Annotated in this window: 17 protein-coding genes; 4 read left to right on the top strand and 13 right to left on the bottom strand. The window is 71.0% G+C overall.

Translation table 11 applies throughout. The features are described from left to right. Window positions 1-11 precede the first annotated feature (11 nt). Genes ACIBMZ_RS27005 through ACIBMZ_RS26995 form a run of 3 tightly spaced genes read left to right on the top strand, consistent with a single transcriptional unit; the run spans window position 12 to window position 2,664 of the window. Window positions 12-836, top strand: coding sequence for an ABC transporter ATP-binding protein (locus ACIBMZ_RS27005; protein WP_396698509.1), 825 nt, complete (start codon window positions 12-14; stop codon window positions 834-836). Then, complete coding sequence (locus ACIBMZ_RS27000; RefSeq protein ID WP_396698507.1) at window positions 833-1,822, top strand: aliphatic sulfonate ABC transporter substrate-binding protein; 990 nt, start codon at window positions 833-835, stop codon at window positions 1,820-1,822. The genes ACIBMZ_RS27005 and ACIBMZ_RS27000 overlap by 4 nt, the downstream gene beginning before the upstream one ends. Further along, window positions 1,819-2,664 (top strand): ABC transporter permease, encoded by an 846-nt coding sequence (locus ACIBMZ_RS26995; RefSeq protein WP_396698505.1) that lies wholly within the window; start codon window positions 1,819-1,821, stop codon window positions 2,662-2,664. Before ACIBMZ_RS27000 ends, ACIBMZ_RS26995 begins: the two co-directional genes overlap by 4 nt. Before the next feature lie 32 nt (window positions 2,665-2,696). On the opposite strand, the gene ACIBMZ_RS26990 is transcribed toward ACIBMZ_RS26995, so the two are convergent. From ACIBMZ_RS26990 to ACIBMZ_RS26930, 13 genes are all read right to left on the bottom strand, one after another. Continuing rightward, the gene (locus ACIBMZ_RS26990; RefSeq protein ID WP_396698503.1) at window positions 2,697-3,968 is read right to left on the bottom strand and encodes an acyl-CoA dehydrogenase family protein; all 1,272 of its coding nucleotides are present in this window, start codon (window positions 3,966-3,968) and stop codon (window positions 2,697-2,699) included. Window positions 3,969-4,216: 248 nt separating this feature from the next. Continuing rightward, window positions 4,217-5,227, bottom strand: coding sequence for a sulfate/molybdate ABC transporter ATP-binding protein (locus ACIBMZ_RS26985; protein ID WP_396698501.1), 1,011 nt, complete (start codon window positions 5,225-5,227; stop codon window positions 4,217-4,219). Beyond that, entirely contained in the window at window positions 5,224-6,060 is an 837-nt protein-coding gene (locus tag ACIBMZ_RS26980) for a sulfate ABC transporter permease (RefSeq protein ID WP_396698499.1), read from the bottom strand. The genes ACIBMZ_RS26985 and ACIBMZ_RS26980 overlap by 4 nt, the downstream gene beginning before the upstream one ends. Beyond that, complete coding sequence (gene cysT, locus ACIBMZ_RS26975) at window positions 6,053-6,901, bottom strand: sulfate ABC transporter permease subunit CysT (protein ID WP_396698497.1); 849 nt, start codon at window positions 6,899-6,901, stop codon at window positions 6,053-6,055. Before cysT ends, ACIBMZ_RS26980 begins: the two co-directional genes overlap by 8 nt. Further along, window positions 6,898-7,920 carry a sulfate ABC transporter substrate-binding protein gene (locus ACIBMZ_RS26970; RefSeq protein WP_396698495.1) on the bottom strand — a complete coding sequence of 341 codons (1,023 nt, stop codon included), beginning with the start codon at window positions 7,918-7,920 and terminating at the stop codon, window positions 6,898-6,900. Before ACIBMZ_RS26970 ends, cysT begins: the two co-directional genes overlap by 4 nt. Before the next feature lie 286 nt (window positions 7,921-8,206). After that, window positions 8,207-8,653, bottom strand: a complete 447-nt coding sequence (locus ACIBMZ_RS26965) for an RrF2 family transcriptional regulator (RefSeq protein ID WP_396698493.1) — start codon at window positions 8,651-8,653, stop codon at window positions 8,207-8,209. A 90-nt stretch (window positions 8,654-8,743) separates the two neighbouring features. Next, on the bottom strand, window positions 8,744-9,778 hold the full coding sequence (locus ACIBMZ_RS26960; protein WP_396698491.1) for an ABC transporter ATP-binding protein: 1,035 nt from the start codon (window positions 9,776-9,778) through the stop codon (window positions 8,744-8,746). Continuing rightward, window positions 9,775-10,767 carry an ABC transporter ATP-binding protein gene (locus tag ACIBMZ_RS26955; protein ID WP_396698489.1) on the bottom strand — a complete coding sequence of 331 codons (993 nt, stop codon included), beginning with the start codon at window positions 10,765-10,767 and terminating at the stop codon, window positions 9,775-9,777. Before ACIBMZ_RS26955 ends, ACIBMZ_RS26960 begins: the two co-directional genes overlap by 4 nt. Before the next feature lie 157 nt (window positions 10,768-10,924). Continuing rightward, window positions 10,925-11,857 (bottom strand): ABC transporter permease, encoded by a 933-nt coding sequence (locus ACIBMZ_RS26950; RefSeq protein WP_396698487.1) that lies wholly within the window; start codon window positions 11,855-11,857, stop codon window positions 10,925-10,927. Continuing rightward, window positions 11,854-12,798 (bottom strand): ABC transporter permease, encoded by a 945-nt coding sequence (locus tag ACIBMZ_RS26945; RefSeq protein ID WP_396698485.1) that lies wholly within the window; start codon window positions 12,796-12,798, stop codon window positions 11,854-11,856. The genes ACIBMZ_RS26950 and ACIBMZ_RS26945 overlap by 4 nt, the downstream gene beginning before the upstream one ends. A gap of 18 nt (window positions 12,799-12,816) precedes the next feature. After that, window positions 12,817-14,352 (bottom strand): ABC transporter substrate-binding protein, encoded by a 1,536-nt coding sequence (locus tag ACIBMZ_RS26940; protein ID WP_396698483.1) that lies wholly within the window; start codon window positions 14,350-14,352, stop codon window positions 12,817-12,819. Between the two features lie 178 nt (window positions 14,353-14,530). Next, window positions 14,531-14,992: a hypothetical protein gene (locus ACIBMZ_RS26935; protein ID WP_396698481.1), complete on the bottom strand. Its 462-nt coding sequence runs from the start codon at window positions 14,990-14,992 to the stop codon at window positions 14,531-14,533. A gap of 48 nt (window positions 14,993-15,040) precedes the next feature. Next, complete coding sequence (locus ACIBMZ_RS26930; protein ID WP_396698479.1) at window positions 15,041-15,679, bottom strand: M23 family metallopeptidase; 639 nt, start codon at window positions 15,677-15,679, stop codon at window positions 15,041-15,043. 99 nt (window positions 15,680-15,778) lie between these two features. Here ACIBMZ_RS26930 and ACIBMZ_RS26925 point away from each other — a divergent pair, with 99 nt between their 5' ends. After that, on the top strand, window positions 15,779-16,354 hold the full coding sequence (locus ACIBMZ_RS26925; RefSeq protein WP_396698477.1) for a DUF5872 domain-containing protein: 576 nt from the start codon (window positions 15,779-15,781) through the stop codon (window positions 16,352-16,354). Window positions 16,355-16,408: the final 54 nt, after the last annotated feature.

The following is a 16,408-nucleotide window of genomic DNA, read 5'->3' as shown; positions in this document are numbered from 1 at the left end:
AAGGAGGTGGCATGGCGACGAGCGCCGCGCGGCTCGCGCCGGGGCTGCACACGGACCCCGCGCCCGTCTCGATACGCCAGGTCGGGCGCGCATTCGTCGGCCGTCGCGGCACGCACCGGGTGCTGGACGACGTCACCCTGCGGATCGAGGCCGGCGAGGTCGTCGCCCTGCTCGGCGCCTCCGGGTGCGGTAAGTCGACACTGCTGCGCCTGGTCGGCGGGCTGGACCGACCGAGTGCCGGCGAGATCACCGTGGACGGTCGACCGGTGCGCGGGGTGGCCGACCGCACCGCCATGGTCTTCCAGGATCCCCGCCTGCTGCCGTGGCGGACGCTGGCCGGCAACGTGGCCTTCGGTCTCGCACCCGGCCACGACCGCACGGCCGCCCGTCACGACGTCCGGGCCTGGCTGGAAGTGGTCGGGCTGGGCGCCTTCGCCGAGCACCGCCCCCGGCAGGTCTCCGGCGGGATGGCCCAGCGCACCGCGCTCGCCCGGGCACTCGCCCGGCGACCCGGTGTCCTGCTGCTCGACGAGCCGTTCGCCGCCCTGGACGCGCTCACCCGCCTGCGCATGCAGGATCTGGTCGACCAGGTGCAACGCGCCGCCGGCAGCACGGTGCTGCTGGTCACCCACGACGTCGACGAGGCGCTGCGGCTGGCCGACCGGATCGTCGTCCTCGGTCCCGCCGACCCGCCCGGGCAGGGGTCGACCGTCCAGCACGTCACCGCCGTACCGGGGGCGCGGCCCCGGGACCTCGGCTCGCCGGCCTCGGCCGCCCTGCGCACCGCACTACTCGACCGTCTCGGCGTCTCCCCCGAAGGAAGCAGGAGTTCATGAGAAGGACCGTCGCCGTCGTGCTGGCCGCCGCCCTGCTGCTCACCGGCTGTGTCGCCGGGGAGGACAGCGGCGGCTCGGCGGCCGGCGGCAGCCAACTGCGGCTCGACTACGCGTACTGGAACCCGGCGAGCCTGGTGCTGCGCGAGCAGCGCTGGCTGGAGGAGGAGTTGGCCGACGAGGGGGTGTCGGTGAGCTGGTTGCAGTCCGCCGGCAGCAACAAGGCCAACGAGAACCTGCGCGCCGGAGCGCTCGACATCGGCTCGACCGCCGGAGTCGCCGCGCTGGTGGCCCGGGCCAACGGTTCACCGATCAAGACCGTCGGCGTGTTCAGCCAACCGGAGTGGGCCGCGATCGTGGTCGCCGAGGGCTCCTCGATCACGTCGGTCGCGCAGCTCAAGGGTCGCAAGATCGCCGCGACGAAGGGCACCGACCCGTACTTCTTCCTGTTGCAGGCGCTCGACGAGGCCGGGCTGGCACCGGGCGACGTCACCGTGGTCAACCTCCAGCACGCCGACGGCAAGACCGCACTGGAGCGCGGGGACGTGGACGCCTGGGCCGGCCTCGACCCGCACATGGCCCAGACCCAGGTGGACGCCGGCTCCACCCTGCTCTACCGCAATGTCGCCTTCAACACCTACGGCGTGCTCAACGCCCGTGAGGAGTTCGTCTCCCGCCAGCCCGAGCTGGTGCAGCGGGTGGTGAACGCCTACGAACGGGCCCGCCAGTGGATCGTCGCGAACCCGGACCAAGCGGTGGAACTGCTGGCCCGCGAGTCGAAGGTGTCTCCCGCCGTCGCCCGGGTGGTGCTCGCCGAACGCACCCGGTTCGACGTCGACCCGGTGCCGGGCCCGGCGCAACGACAGGTCTTCGAGCGGGTGCTGCCCATCCTGGTCGCCGACGGCAACGTCCGCACCGACACCGAGGCCCGCGCGGCGCTGGACAGCATCTTCGAGCCCCGCTTCGCCCAGGCGCGGGCCGAGCCGTGAGCGCGGGCAGTCCGGTGGCGGTGCAGCCGCCACCGGCCCGCCCGGTCGAGCCACCGGCCCCGGCCACCGCCGGAACCGGCCGGGGCTGGACCACCCGGATGGGGTACGCCGTCGCCGGGCTGCTGCTTCCGTTGGCGCTGCTCGTCGGCTGGCACCTGCTGGCCACCTCCGGCGGCTACTCCCGCGCACAACTGCCGCCCCCGTACGACGTGCTGCTGGCGCTGCGGGAACTCCTCGCCCGGGGTGAGCTGTGGCAGCACCTGGCGATCAGCGTGCAGCGGGTCCTGCTCGGGTTCACCGCCGGATCCGTCGCGGGACTGGCGCTGGGTGCCCTGGTGGGGCTCTCCCGGGCAGCCCGCTCGCTGGTCGGCCCGACCATCCAGGCGGTCCGGGCCATCCCGTCGCTGGCCTGGGTGCCGCTGCTGCTGCTCTGGTTCGGCATCGGCGAGACGCCGAAGATCACCCTGGTTGCGATCGGGGCGTTCTTCCCGGTCTACACGACCGTGGCCGCCGCGCTGCGGCACGTCGACCCGCATCTGGTCGAGTTGGGCCGGGCGTACGGCCGTTCCGGCGTACGGCTGCTCGGCACGGTGCTGCTGCCCGCTGCCACACCGCCGGTGCTGGCCGGGCTGCGTCTGGCGATGGCGCAGTCGTGGCTCTTCCTGGTCGCGGCCGAGCTGATCGCCTCGTCGATGGGGTTGGGTTTCCTGCTCATCGACAGCCAGAACACCGGCCGCACCGACGTGATCCTGCTCGCGATCGTGCTGCTGGCGGTGCTGGGCAAGCTCGCCGACACCCTACTCGGCCTGCTGGAGCGGCGTTTCCTCGCGGTCTGGACGTGACCCGCCGTCGGACGGACGAGGCGCCGGGCCGGTCAGAGCTGGCCGTGACGCGGCGGTGGAGTGCCGTCGAGCAGCCACCGACCGATGTGCTGGACCTTCCACCGAGTGGGATCGTGCAGCGTGTGGGTACGCGCGTCGCGCCAGTACCGGGACAGGTTCAGCGCGCCGGCGGCCGAGCGGGTGCCGCCGAGTTCGAACAGCGCCGAGGAGACCTCCACCGAGGCGCGGGCACCGGCCACCTTCGCCACGGCGGTCGCCACCGAGGCGCGGGCCGTACTGTCGTCGGTCAGGTCCGCCTCGGCCGCGTCGATCGCGGTCGCCGCCTCACGCAGCAGCGCCTCCGCGCCGCGTACCAGGATCTCCAGCTCCCCGGCCTGCTGGACGAGCAGCGGCTCGTCGGCGGCCCGGTCGACACCGGACTCGAACCACGGCCGCGCCCGGGCCACCTGCGCCACCGCGGCGTCCAGCGCGCCCCGGGCGATCCCGGTGTCCAGGGCGGCGTGCAGCACCTGGGCCCGCGCGCCGTAGGTGGTCGCCGCACCGAAGATCGACGTGTACGGCACCACCTGCGTCTCGTCCACCGGCACCTGCTCCAGCAGCACCGTCCCGCTGGCGGTGGTGCGCTGCCCCATCCCGTCCCAGTCGTCGCGCACCGTCACCCCCGGGGTGTCCCGAGGCAGGTAGGCCAGCACCTTCGCGGGTGGGCCGCCGTTCGCCGCCGGGTCGCCGTTCGCGCCGGAGTCACGGAGCGCAGCAGGATTGTCGGACGCCGCGTGACCGTCGGGCTCGGCCGGGTCGGCCAGTACGGCCCGGACCACCAGCCAGTCGGCGAACAGCGCACCCGTGCAGTAGAACTTCTCGCCGTGCAGCACGTATCCGCCGTCGGCCCGGCGGCGCAGAGTGGTGGCGTCGTCGGCGACGGTCCGCCCGCCGCGCTCGGACTGGGCGTTGGCGAACCGCTGCCCGGCCAACGCGGCGGCGAAGTAGCGCCGCTGCTGCTCCTCGGTGCCCTGCAGGCGCAGCGCCTGGAGGAAGACGACGTGACTGTGCGGGATCTGGGCGAGGCTGGCGTCGGCCGCCGCGAGCGTCCGGAACACCTCGGTCAGCGTGGCGACCGACACCTCGGCGCCACCGAACTCGGCGGGCACCGTGACGCCCAGCAGACCGGAGGCGGACAGCTCGTCCACCTCGGCCTCGGGCAGTCGTCGGTCCCGGTCCCGGACGCCGGCCTCGTCGGCGAAGACGGCCGCCAGTTTCCGGGCGACCTCGACGGCCTCCTCGTCCGTCCGGATCACACGCGTCATCCCGCCGACCACCTTCCCACCGAAGACTGTGAATCCTATCGGTTGAATAGGGTTAGTCTCGCCCTCGGCGGCGCCTGGCGTCAATTCCGCCGTACCACCAGACCGCGCTGCCGTTCCGACGTGATCTCACCGCCAGCTCGGACAGCACCCGATCCCGGATCGAGTGGTCTCATGGTCGTGGGAAGGCCACTCGATCCGGGATCGAGCACGATCTTGCGCGGTACGCGTCGGGATCGACGAGGCGCTCGCTAGTGCGACGGCGCGAGGGTCGGTTCCTCCGAACGCTGGGCGGGCGCGGTGACCGTGGTGGTGGGGCTGCCCGGCGTGATCCGGATCCGCACCGGCGAGTCGACCTGGATCCCGAGCGCGTGGAACTCGTTGCGGGTGAGCGTCACGATCACCGGCTGACCGCCGGAGGTGGTCACCTCGACCCGGATCTCGAAACCGATCCGGGTGATCCGGGTGACCCGGCCGACCACGCCCGCGCTGTCGCCGCCGTCGGCGGTGAGCTGGAGGTCGTGCGGACGCACCAACTCGTCGCCGAGCTGGGTGACCGGACCGAGGAAACGCATCACGAACTCGTTGGCCGGACGGTCGTACAGGTCGTCGGGCGAGCCGATCTGCTCCACCCGCCCCTCGTTGATCACCACGATCTCGTCGGCGACCTCCAGGGCCTCCTCCTGGTCGTGGGTGACGAAGACGGTGGTGACGTGCACCTCGTCGTGCAGCCGGCGCAGCCAGTCGCGCAGTTCCTTACGGACCTTGGCGTCCAGCGCGCCGAACGGCTCGTCGAGCAGCAACACGGTGGGCTCGACGGCCAGCGCGCGGGCCAGCGCCATCCGCTGGCGCTGGCCGCCGGAGAGCTGCGACGGCAGCCGTTCGGCGAACTGTCCGAGGTGGACGAGCGCCAACAGCTCGTCCACCCGCCGGGTGATCTCGTCCTTGGTGCGCTTGCGGATCTCCAGCCCGAAGGCCACGTTGCGCCGGACGGTCAGGTGCTTGAACGCCGCGTAGTGCTGGAACACGAAGCCGACGTTGCGTTTCTGCGGCGGCAGGTTGGTGGCGTCCACGCCGTCGATCTCGACCCGCCCGGTGTCGGCACGTTCCAGTCCCGCGACGATCCGCAGCAGCGTGGACTTTCCGCCGCCGGAGGGACCGAGCAGCGCCGTGAGCCGACCGGCGGGGATGCTGACCGATACGTCGTCGAGCGCGACGAAGTCTCCGAAACGCTTGCCGACCTGGGAAATCTCGATGCTCAACGGTCTTCCTTCGGCCTGAGGACGGATACGACGATGATGCAGGCCACGGCGACGAGGGCGAGGAGGAAGGCGGTGGCGTACGACCCGCCCTTGTCGAAGTTGAGGTACTTCTCCTCGACCACGAGGGTGGCCGTCCGGGTCGCCCCGAGCACGTTGCCGGAGACGATCTTGACCGCGCCGAACTCACCGAGCGAGCGGGCCAGACTGAGCACGACGCCGTAGATCACGCCCCACTTGATCGACGGCAGGGTGATCCGGCGGAACGTCTGCACGGCGTTCGCACCGAGACTGCGGGCGGCCTGCTCCTGCTCGTCGCCGACCTCCTCGAGGACCGGGACGACCTCCCGGATGACCAGCGGCAGCGCCACGAACACGGTGGCCATCACCATGCCCGGCACGGCGAAGATGATCTGGAGCCCGGCCGCTTCGAGCGTCGGGCCGAACCAGCCGTCCCGGCCGCCGTAGACCAGGATCAGCGCCAGGCCGACGACGATCGGTGACACCGACAGCGGCATGTCGAGCAGGGCGTTCAGCGTCCGTTTGCCGGGGAAGTCGTAGCGGACCAGCAGGAGCGAGATACCGACGCCGAAGACGGTGTTGATGACCACCGCGACGACCGCGACGAGGACGGTCAGTTGCAGCGCGTGGATCACGTCGGGGTCGGTCAGGATGTCGTTGAGGTTGACGAAGCCGTCCGCGAACGCGTTGCGTCCGACCAGGTACAACGGCCAGGCCACCAGGAAGAACAGGTACGTCGTCACGACGAACCGCAGGACGTACCGGCCGGGACGTCGGCCGACCCGGGTCCGGGTGCCGGTGGAGCGCTCAGCCACGGCGCATCACCCTCCGCTGAATGACGTCGAGTACGACGATGACGGCCAACGAGACGGCCAGCAGCACCACCGCGACCGCCGCCGCGCTGTCGGGGTTGTCGTTCTCGATGCTGCTGAGGATGCGCACCGAGGCCACCTCGGTCCGCATCGGCAGATTGCCGGTGAGCAGGACCAGCGACCCGTACTCACCGACGGCGCGGGCGAACGACAACGCGGCGCCCGCCGCGATGGCCGGGGTGAGACTGGGCAGGATGATCCGCCGGAAGGTGGTGAACCGGCTCGCGCCCAGCGACGCCGCCGCCTCCTCGGCGTCCGGGTCGAGTTCGGACAGCACCGGTTGCACGGTGCGCACGATGAACGGCAGCGTGACGAAGAGGAAGGCGAGGAAGACCGCGATCCGGGTGTTGGCGATGTTGACGCCGAGCGGGCTGTCCGGCCCGTACAGCGACAGCAGCACCAGGCCCGCGACGATCGTCGGCAGGGCGAACGGGACGTCGATCAGGATCTCCAGTGCCCGTTTGCCGAAGAAGCGGTCCCGCACCAGCACCCAGGCGATCAGCGTACCCATCACGACGTTGACCAGCGTGACCAGCAGTGCGGCGCCGACGGTCAGCCGGAGCGTGGCGGCGGTCTGCTCGTTGGTGACCGTCCGCCAGAATCCGCCCCAGCCGCCCTCCGAGGCGGTCACCACGACGGCGGCGAGCGGGATGAGGACCAGCAGGCTGAACCAGACCATCGCCACGCCGAGCCCGAGTCCGGAGACCCGGGTGAGCGGGAGGCCGGCCCGGGCCGACCGGCGGTTGCCCGCCGGTCGGTCCGGAACCAGGGTCGCCGAGGTCACTTCGCCTTGCCGGAGGCTGCGATGATCTTGGTTACGATGCCGTCACTCTCGTCGAAGAACTTCTTGGACAGCGCCGACCAGCTCTCGAAGTCCTTCTCCACGGTCAGCAGCTTCTGCGGGGCCGGGAACGGGTTGTTCGGGTCGATCGCGCCCTCGACGCCGCTGGTGTCGACGCCGTCGATGATCGGCCGGAAGCCGGTCAGCGCGAACTGCCGCTGCCCCTGCGGGCCGAGCACGAAGTCCAGCCACTCCTTCGCCTTCGGGTCGGCGTCCTTGAGGATCGCGCCCGGGTTCTCGATCAGCATCGTGGTCTCCGGCAGGACCCAGTCCAGCTTCTCGCCGTTCTGCCGGGCCAGGATCGTCTCGTTCTCGTACGCGAGCAGCACGTCACCGGTGCCGCCGAGGAACGCGGTGGTGGCGTCCCGCCCGCTGTTGGGCAGCGACACGACGTTGCCGAACAGCTTGGTCACGTACTCCTGGGCCTGGGCCTCGGTGCCGCCGTTGGCGGCGATGTGCCCCCAGGCGGCCAGGGCGTTCCACCGGGCCGCACCCGAGGAGGCCGGGTTCGGGGTGACGATGCCGATGCCCGGCTTGATCAGGTCGTCCCAGCCCTGGATGTTCTTGGGGTTGCCCTCGCGGACGGCGAGCACCACCACCGACGACGAGACGATGCCCTTGGTCGGGCCGTCGTCCCAGGTCGCCTCGACCAGTCCGGCGTCGACCAGGCGGGTCACGTCGCTGCTGACGGAGAAGTGCACGTAGTCGGTCTTCAGGCCGGCCACCACGGCGCGGCTCTGGTCGCCGGAGGCGCCGTACGAGGTCCGGAACCGGACCCCCTTGCCGGCCTCGGTCTTGTTCCACTCGGCGGCGATGGCCTTGTTGGCCGCCTCGGGTACCGCGAAGCCGACGATGCTCAGCGTGGCGGAACCGCCGCCGGCCGCCTCACCACCGCCGCAGCCCGACAGCGCCATGCCGGTGACCATGGCGAGAGCGATGGCCGCTCTGATCCGGTGCCTCATCGGAAGCCGTCCTCCTCCAGTGCGTGACCGCACTACATAAATCCGACCGATTAAATAGGGAATATGCCCGTTTTGAGCTGCCGTGGACCGAGCAGTGGTGGGTGCGGCCACGGACCGGGCGTCGATGCCCGGCCGGCACGACGCCGATCCCCGTCGCACCCGACTCCACATCGGGCGCGGCAGGTCTGATCGTCCGCGCCGACCGCGCACCGAATATCCCACTAACTCGACAGGTTTTCAAGCCTTGGGGGACCGGGGTGACCGACAGGCTCGACGCGGCGATCCGTCACGCCACCCGGGGCGGCCGATCGACGGCCTCCCGCCCCCGCCCGTCGGCGGGCGCGAGCAGATCCGCCAGAGTGGCGTGGTCGACCACGTCCTCGATCGCCCGGTGCACCGACAGCCACACCTCACCCAGCCCGGCGGCCACGCCGTGATAGCTGGCCACCTCGGCGGGCGCACCCCGGACCGTCGTCAGCGCCCCACCCGTGGCGCGCAGCACGTCGCCCACGGTGATCCCCTCCGGCGGGCCGGTCAACGCGTAGCCGCCGTCCGCGCCGCGCAGGCTGTGCAGCAGGCCGGCCCGACGCAGGTCCAGCAGGATGCCCTGAAGGAAGGAGTACGGAATGTCCTGGCTCGCGGCCAGCACCGCCGCCTTCACCACCGCCGGGTGACGCTCGGCCACCGCCAACATCGCCCGCACGGCGTAGTCCGATCGCGCTGAGACGTACACGTCACCCCACCAGCACCCTACATAATCCATCAAACATATAGGAATGGTGGACAGTCGGAGGCGGTCCGTCAAGGTGTCGGGCCGGGTCGGCTACTCGGCGCGCATCGCGCGGACCGCCTCCCCGGCGAACAGGCAGGCGGCCCGGTGCCCCGGAGCGACCTCGACCGGCGGCGGATCGGTCTCGGCGCAGTCCGGCCGGGCCTGCGGACACCGCGTCCGGAAACGGCAGCCCTCCGGCGGGTCCACCGGGCTCGGGATGTCACCACCCAGGATGATCCGCCGCCGGGCCCGCTCGACCTGCGGATCCGCCACCGGGATCGCCGACAGCAGCGCCGCAGTGTACGGATGCGCCGGCTGCTGCCAGATCCGGGACGGCGTACCGGACTCCACGATCCGCCCCAGGTACATCACCGCCATCCGATCGCTCATGTGCTCCACGGCGGCCAGGTCGTGCGCGATGAACAGATAGGTCAACCCCAGGTCCCGTTGCAGCCCCCGCAGTAGGTTCATGATCTGCGCCTGCACGCTGAGGTCCAGCGAGGCGATCGGCTCGTCCAACACGATCAGGTCGGGCTCACCGGCCAGGGCGCGCGCGATGCCGACCCGCTGCCGCTGACCGCCGGAGAGCTCGTGCGGATGCCGGTCGGCGAGATCATCACGCAACCCGACCATGTCCAGAAGTTCTTCGACCCGCCGCCGTCGCGCGGTGCCCCGATCGGTGAGCCGGTGCACGGCCAGCGGTTCGGCGATGCTCGCGCCCACCGTACGGCGCGGATCGAGGGACGCCTGCGGATCCTGGAAGACCATCGCCACCCGGCGACGCAGCGCGCGCAACCGCCGCCGCGACCAGTCGGTCACGTCTTCTCCGGCCACCCGCACCGTGCCCGAGGTCGGGTCGACCAGCCGCAGCAACGCCAGCCCGGTGGTCGACTTGCCGCTGCCCGACTCACCGACCAGACCCAGCGTCTCGCCCCGGCGTACCCGCAGCGACACCCCGTCCACCGCGCGGACCACGCCCGCCGGGGTCGGGAACCACACCGTCAGGTCGTCGAGTTCGGCGACCACGTCAGCCGGCCCGCCGGGCCGATGGCCGGTCAGGTGCGGCTCGGTCCGCTCCGCCGTCATCGGGCCTCCCCGTCGTGCCGTCGCGGATAGAAGGTGCGCACCTCGTGCCGCGCCGACACCGGCACCAGCGGCGGCGGCTCGTGTTCACAGCGGGCGTCACCCCGCACCGGACAGCGAGGCCAGAAGGCACACCCGGGCGGCAGGTCAAGCGGACTCGGCGGGGCACCCCGGATGGTGACCAGTTCGCCGCCGCCCGCCGCCGGGTCCGGCCGCGCCGCCAACAGCGCGCTCGTGTACGGGTGTGCCGGCCGGCCGAACACCGCGTCGACCGGCCCCTGCTCGACGATGCGGCCGGCGTACATGACCGCCACCGTGTCCGCGATCCCGGCGACCACGCCCAGGTCGTGGGTGATCCAGACGACCGCCGTGCCGAGTCGTCGCCGCAGGTCCGCCACCAGCTCCACGATCTGCGCCTGCGTGGTCACGTCCAACGCGGTGGTCGGCTCGTCGGCGATCAGCAGATCCGGCTCGCAGGCCAACGCCATCGCGATCACCACCCGCTGCCGCATACCACCGGAGAACTGGTGCGGGTACGCGTCCACCCGCCGCTGCGCCGACGGGATGCCGACCATGTCGAGCAGTTCGACGGCGCGGGACCGGGCCGCCTGCCGACTCAGGCCGAGATGCTCCTCGCTCGCCTCGGCCACCTGCCGGCCCACCGTCAACACGGGGTTGAGCGACGTCATCGGATCCTGGAACACGAAACCCACGTGCCGCCCACGCAACCGACGACGCTGCGCCTCCCGCAGCCCGGTGAGCTCCGTACCGAGCAGGTGCACCCGCCCGGTCACCCGGGCCGAGCGCGGCGCGAGCCCGGTCGCGGCCAACACGCTCATGCTCTTGCCGCTGCCCGACTCGCCGACCAGGGCCAGCGTCTCCCCCGCCCGCACCGACCAGTCCACCCCGACGACCGCCCGCGCCGGTCCTTGGCGGGTACCGATCGTCACGGTGAGGTCCTCGATCCGCAGCACCTCACTCCGGTCGCTCACGCCGGCACTCCGCTACGCTCCGCGCCGCCATGAGGCACCACCACACCGCACCGACGATTCACTCGCTGACGCTCGCTCATGCCGGCACTCCGCTGCGCTCCGCGCCGCCACGAGGCACCACCGCGCTGAACCTGATGATTCGCTCGCTGACGCTCGCTCATGAGGTGCTCCTTCGGGCTTCGGCGACGGTGAGCTGTCGGGGATCGAGCACGTCCCGCAACGCGTCGCCGACCAGGTTGAACGCCAGGACGGTGAGGAAGATCGCGGCCCCCGGGAAGACACCCAGCCACCACGCGTCGGTGACGAACTCCCGGCCGTCGAAGAGCATCCGGCCCCAGGCCGGTTCCGGCGGCTGCACGCCGAGACCGAGGAAGGAGAGCGCCGCCTCGGAGAGGATCGCGAAGGCCAGCGACAACGAGGTCTGCACGATCAGCGGCGCCGCGATGTTCGGCAGCACGTGTTGACCCATGACGCGCAGGTCAGACGCGCCGATGGAGACCGCCGCCCGGACGAAGACCTGCTCCCGCACCGACAGCACCCCGGCCCGGGTGACCCGGGCGAAGATCGGGGTGTAGACCACCCCGATCGCGATCATCGCGGTGAGCAACCCGGGGCCGAGCACCGCCACGATCGCCACCGCGAGCAGCAGCACCGGGAACGCGAACAGCACATCCATGCACCGCATCAGGATGTTGTCCAGCCAGCCGCCGTAGTAGCCGGCGAGCAGCCCGAGGGTCACCCCGACGGCCAGGGCGATCCCGACGCTGACCAGCCCCACCTGGAGCGACACCCGGGCCGCGACCATGACCCGACTGAGCACGTCGCGACCCAACTCGTCGGTGCCGAACGGGTGCGACCAACTCGGCGGCTGGAACATCCGGTCGACGTCCACGTCGTTGATGCCCGACGGTGCCAGCCAGGGACCGGCCACCCCCACCACGACCAGCAGGACGAGCACCGCGCTGCCGCTCAGCGCCAGCGGATCGCGCCACAGCGCCGACAACGCGCGACGCACCTGACCGTCACCGCCGCCGCCTCGCAAGCCCCGGCCGGTCCACGGCGGTACGAATCGTCCGAGCCGCCCGCTCATCGGACCCTGATCCTCGGGTCGAGGCGGGCGTAGAGAACGTCCACCAGCAGGTTGACCAGCAGGAACAGTGCCGCGACCAGCAGCACCGCGCCCTGTAGCACCGGATAGTCCCGGGCCCGGACCGCGTCGAAGGTGAGCCGGCCGATGCCGGGCCAGGCGAACAGCACCTCGATCACGATCACACCGCCGAGCAGGCTGGCCAGTTGCACCGCGACGACGGTCACCACCGGGATGAGCGCGTTGCGCAGCACGTGCCGCAGCACCACCACCCGGGCCCGCAACCCCTTCGCCTCGGCGGTGCGGACGTAGTCCTCAGAGAGCACCTCCAGCATCGAGGAACGGATGAAACGGGTCAGGATCGAGGCGGTGACCAGGCCGATCGTGGCGGCGGGAAGGACCACGTGCGAGGCCCACCGTGCCGGGTCCTCGGTCAGCGCCACGTACCCCGACGGCGGGAACCACCCGAGCACCCCGGCGAAGAGCAGGATGCCCATGATGCCCATCCAGAAGTCGGGCACCGAGACCCCGAACTGGCTGAACACCCGAACCGCCTGGTCGACCAGCGTGCCCCGGCGGATGGCCGAGACGATCCCGAGCGGGAACGCCACGAGCATCGCGAACAGCACCGCGGTGAGCGCCAGCGACAGCGTCGCCGGCAGCCGTTCCAACAGGATCGCGGTGACCGGTCGGCCACTGCGGAAGCTCACACCGAGGTCGCCGGTCAGCGCCCGGAAGAGGTAGTCGAAGTACTGCGGGACCAGTGGCTTGTCCAGCCCGGACCGGGCCCGCAGCGCCTCGTACGTCTCCTGGTCGAACCGGGTGCCCAGCGCGACGCGTACCGGGTCACCCGGCACCAGTTGGATCAGCAGGAACACCACCAGGGTCACGCCGATCAGCACGACACCGGACTGCACCAGCCGGCGGATCACGAAGCGGGCCACCTGCGGTCCCCGCCCCGGTCACTTCGCCAGCGCCGCGTCGCGGAACCGGATCGCCCGGTCGGTGCGTACCTCGTAGCCGGTCAGACCGCTGGACCAGCCCTGCGCCACGTCCGGGTTGTAGAGGTAGATGTAGCTGGCGTCGTCGACGATCTGCTTGGCCACCTGCTCGTACCGCTGCTTGCGGGCGCCCTGGTCGGTCTCGGTGCGGGCCTGGTCGAGCAGCCGGTCCACGGTGGGGTTGGCGTACTTGTGGAAGTTGAAGGTGCCGCCACTGTGGTGCTGGGCGTAGTAGAACTCGTCCGGGTCGATGTTGCCCAGCCAGCCGAGCATGAACGCGTCGAAGTTGCCGTTGCCCTGCTCGTCGAGCCACTGCGCGAAGTCCAGCGTACGGATCTTGACGGTGACGCCGACCTCCGCCAACTGTGAGGCGATCACCTGGGCGGCGGTGACGGTCTCCGGGTACTCGCTGGTGACCATCAGGTCCAGGGTCAGCCCGCTGACACCGGCCTGGTCCAGCAGTTGCCGGGCCTGGTTCACATCGTGCGTGTACGGCGCGTACTCGTAGTGGTAGGCGCTGTTCTGCGGGATGGCGGTCTGGTTGACGGTGGCCAGCCCGAACTTGGCGGCCTTGGTGATCGCCTCCCGGTCCAGGGCGAAGGCGATCGCCCGGCGCACGGCGACGTTGTCGTACGGCTTACGGGCCTGGTTGAGGGCGAGGTACCAGTAGTCGGTGGACGGCACCGAGCGCACCGTCAGCTCGTCGGCGTCGAGCAGCGCGGGCACCTGCTGCGGCGGCAGGTTGTCGGTCCAGTGGACCTCACCGCCGCGCAGGTTCTGCAGGGCCACGGTGGGATCGCTGACGAAGGTGAAGTGCACCCCGTCCACCTTGGGCTTCTCGCCCCAGTAGTGGTCGTTGCGGACCAGCCGGATGCTGTCGCCGCTGGTGTAGGAGCCGATCGCGAAGGGGCCGCTGCCGACCGGCTTGGTGGTCACCTCACCGGACTCGACGTTGGCCTTCTGCACGATCGCCACGCCCTTGAAGCCGCCCAGGTTGGCGAGCAGGTTCGGGGTGGGGGCGGTCAGCGCGACGACCACCGTGGTGGGATCGGGCGCGGTCACCGACTTGACGGTGCCGAACTTGTAGGCGGTGTTCAGCTTCTCGTCGATGATCCGGGTGTACGAGTAGACGACGTCCTCGGCGGTCAGCGGTGACCCGTCGGAGAACTTGACGCCCTCGCGGAGGGTGAACGTCCAGGTGAGCTGGTCGTCGCTGGTGGTCCACCCGGTGGCCAACGCGGGCTGCATCTCCAGGTTCGCGTCCGGCTCGACCAGGGTGTCGTAGACGTTCTCCAGGACCTGGAAGCTGTAGTAGGCGGAGGTCTTGTGCGGGTCGAGTTGGTCGGGCTCACCGCCGATGGCGGCGTTGAGGACGCCGCCCGCGTTCGCCCCGTCGGCCCCGTCGACGTCGACCCCCTCGCCCGTGGTGCAGCCCGCGACCGCGACGAGCATCAGGGTGAAGGTGGCGCCGGCCAACCGGAATCTGGTGCTGGACATGGTCCTCCCCTGGATTCTTTCGGCTACTACTGAAAGATTTTGGCGAGTCTGGCCTGCTCTCCGGCGGTTGTCAACATAAATCGGGGTATATCTGGCAGGACGCGGTGCCGCCGGCTCCCTCCTGGACCTCACGCTAACCGCAAACGGCCGTGACGGCAGGACGCGTACGGCGGCGGGATCACAGGCAGGACCAGCAGTAGAGGTGTTCGTCGGCGTCCCGGGCCCGTCGGGCGAGCGCGCTGACCTCCTCGATCACCGGCTGCATCTGGTCGTCGGGGAGCGGCCCGTCCCAGGCGAGTTCCGCACCGCTCCCCCACCGGGCCGACAGCTCCGGCACCTGGTCGGCGGTGATCGACGCCAGCGTGTCCCGGGTCGCATCGTCGAGCACGGTCAACCAGGGGCCGTCCTCGGCGCCGCTCCACACCAGCCGGTCCTCCACCAGGTCGTCGGCCTCGGCCGGACCTCGCACGAGAGCCACCAGCTCCCCCAGCGTCGCCGACGGGTCGATGCCCTTGCAGTCGATCGCGTCGACCCCGGGTCGTCCGTCGGCCACGACGACCGGCCCGCCGTCGATCTCCGCCATCAGCCGCACCGCCGCGGCGTCGTCGGCCGCGCGAAAGTAGTCGTACAGAACACCCATGCCGGTATCCCAGCAGAGGGGTCCGACACTGCCGTCCTCGCAGCTTCCTCAGGGTTGCCCGTCGGGGCAGTTGTTGCTGGTCAGCTTCATCGTGTACTCGGCGTCGTCGCTGGTGATGCCGGACGGCACGCCGTCGAACCAGGTCTCCACCTTCTGCCAGCCCACCCGCTGCTCGTAGTGCAGGTGCGGGGCGCCCGAGTTGCCGGTGCTGCCGATCCGCCCGATCTGCTCACCCTGGGCGACCCGCTGCCCTTTCTCGACCAACGGCGGTTCGAGCAGGTGCAGGTACTGCGTCTCCCAGCGTCCGCCGTGATCGATCTTGACCCAGTAGCCGCCGCCCCGACCCCGGGGGCCGTCCGGGTTCTCCGGAGTACGCCCACCCAGCGACCCGTTGATGCCGGCCACCGTGACGGTGCCCCCGTACGAGGCGAGCACCGGCTGCCCCCACTGCTCACCCTGAAGCGGGAAGAAGTCGACGTCGTACTCGCCGTGGCCGGGGTAGGTGCCCACCTGCCACGTCTCGCCGCAGCCCACCGGCATCTGGAACAGCGGGCGCGGACCTGGCGGCAGCAGTTGCGGCACCACCACGTAGGCGACCGCGCCCAGGGCCGCGACGGCACCGAGCGCGAGCAGGAGCCACCAGGGACGGCGGGTACGACGATGGGTGCGGGGATGGCCGGTCGTCACCCTGCCAAGCATGGCAGAGCCCGACGAGTGGCCCCACCGCTGCCGGGCCGGACCGCGACGGCCACGTTCGACGGGGCCGAGTTCGGGTAACGCCCCGGTATGGCGCGGTACACGAAACCGGAGCTCCGGGAGCAGATCAAGGCGGAGATCATGGCCTCCGACCGGGGCGGACGCCCCGGCCAGTGGTCGGCCCGCAAGTCGCAACTGCTCACCAAGGAGTACGAGCGGCGCGGCGGAGGCTTCCTGGGGCCGAAGGACTCGCGGCAGCGGTCGTTGGAGCGCTGGGGCGCGGAGAAGTGGCAGACCAGCTCCGGCTCCACCCGGGCCCGCAAGGGCAACGAAACGGCACGCTACCTGCCGAAGAAGGCGTGGGACAAGCTCTCGGACGAGCAGAAGCGCGACACCGAGGCCAAGAAGCGGCAGGCGTCGCGAACCGGTCGGCAGTTCGTCGCCAACACCGGACCGGCCAAACGTGCCCGCAAGGAGGTGACCTCGCCCCGAGGCCGGGCTGCCACCTCGGCCGAGCGGCTGACGGAGCTGACGGTCCCCGAGGCCAGTCGACTCGTACCCGGCCTGGACAAGAACCAGCTCCGGGCGGCGCTGCGACGCGAACGCGGCGGCAAGGCCCGCAAGACCCTCCTGCAACGCCTCCAGTCGGAACTCGACCGCCGCTGATGCGCACGCGTCCCTCGGACGCGCATTGGTGCAAGGAAGGGTCCCCTGCTAACG

The organism is Micromonospora sp. NPDC049900 (assembly GCF_044461025.1).
Taxonomy (GTDB): Bacteria; Actinomycetota; Actinomycetes; order Mycobacteriales; family Micromonosporaceae; genus Micromonospora.
This window is presented reverse-complemented; position numbering and strand designations above follow the sequence as displayed.

What these genes read in the sequence shown, in the direction of transcription:
- ACIBMZ_RS27005 (WP_396698509.1), top strand. Translation starts at nt 12, where the DNA reads ATGGCGACGAGCGCCGCGCGGCTCGCGCCGGGGCTGCACACGGACCCC.
- ACIBMZ_RS27000 (WP_396698507.1), top strand. Translation starts at nt 833, where the DNA reads ATGAGAAGGACCGTCGCCGTCGTGCTGGCCGCCGCCCTGCTGCTCACC.
- ACIBMZ_RS26990 (WP_396698503.1), bottom strand. Translation starts at nt 3,968, where the DNA reads ATGACGCGTGTGATCCGGACGGACGAGGAGGCCGTCGAGGTCGCCCGG.
- ACIBMZ_RS26970 (WP_396698495.1), bottom strand. Translation starts at nt 7,920, where the DNA reads ATGAGGCACCGGATCAGAGCGGCCATCGCTCTCGCCATGGTCACCGGC.
- ACIBMZ_RS26960 (WP_396698491.1), bottom strand. Translation starts at nt 9,778, where the DNA reads ATGACGGCGGAGCGGACCGAGCCGCACCTGACCGGCCATCGGCCCGGC.
- ACIBMZ_RS26950 (WP_396698487.1), bottom strand. Translation starts at nt 11,857, where the DNA reads ATGAGCGGGCGGCTCGGACGATTCGTACCGCCGTGGACCGGCCGGGGC.
- ACIBMZ_RS26940 (WP_396698483.1), bottom strand. Translation starts at nt 14,352, where the DNA reads ATGTCCAGCACCAGATTCCGGTTGGCCGGCGCCACCTTCACCCTGATG.
- ACIBMZ_RS26935 (WP_396698481.1), bottom strand. Translation starts at nt 14,992, where the DNA reads ATGGGTGTTCTGTACGACTACTTTCGCGCGGCCGACGACGCCGCGGCG.
- ACIBMZ_RS26925 (WP_396698477.1), top strand. Translation starts at nt 15,779, where the DNA reads ATGGCGCGGTACACGAAACCGGAGCTCCGGGAGCAGATCAAGGCGGAG.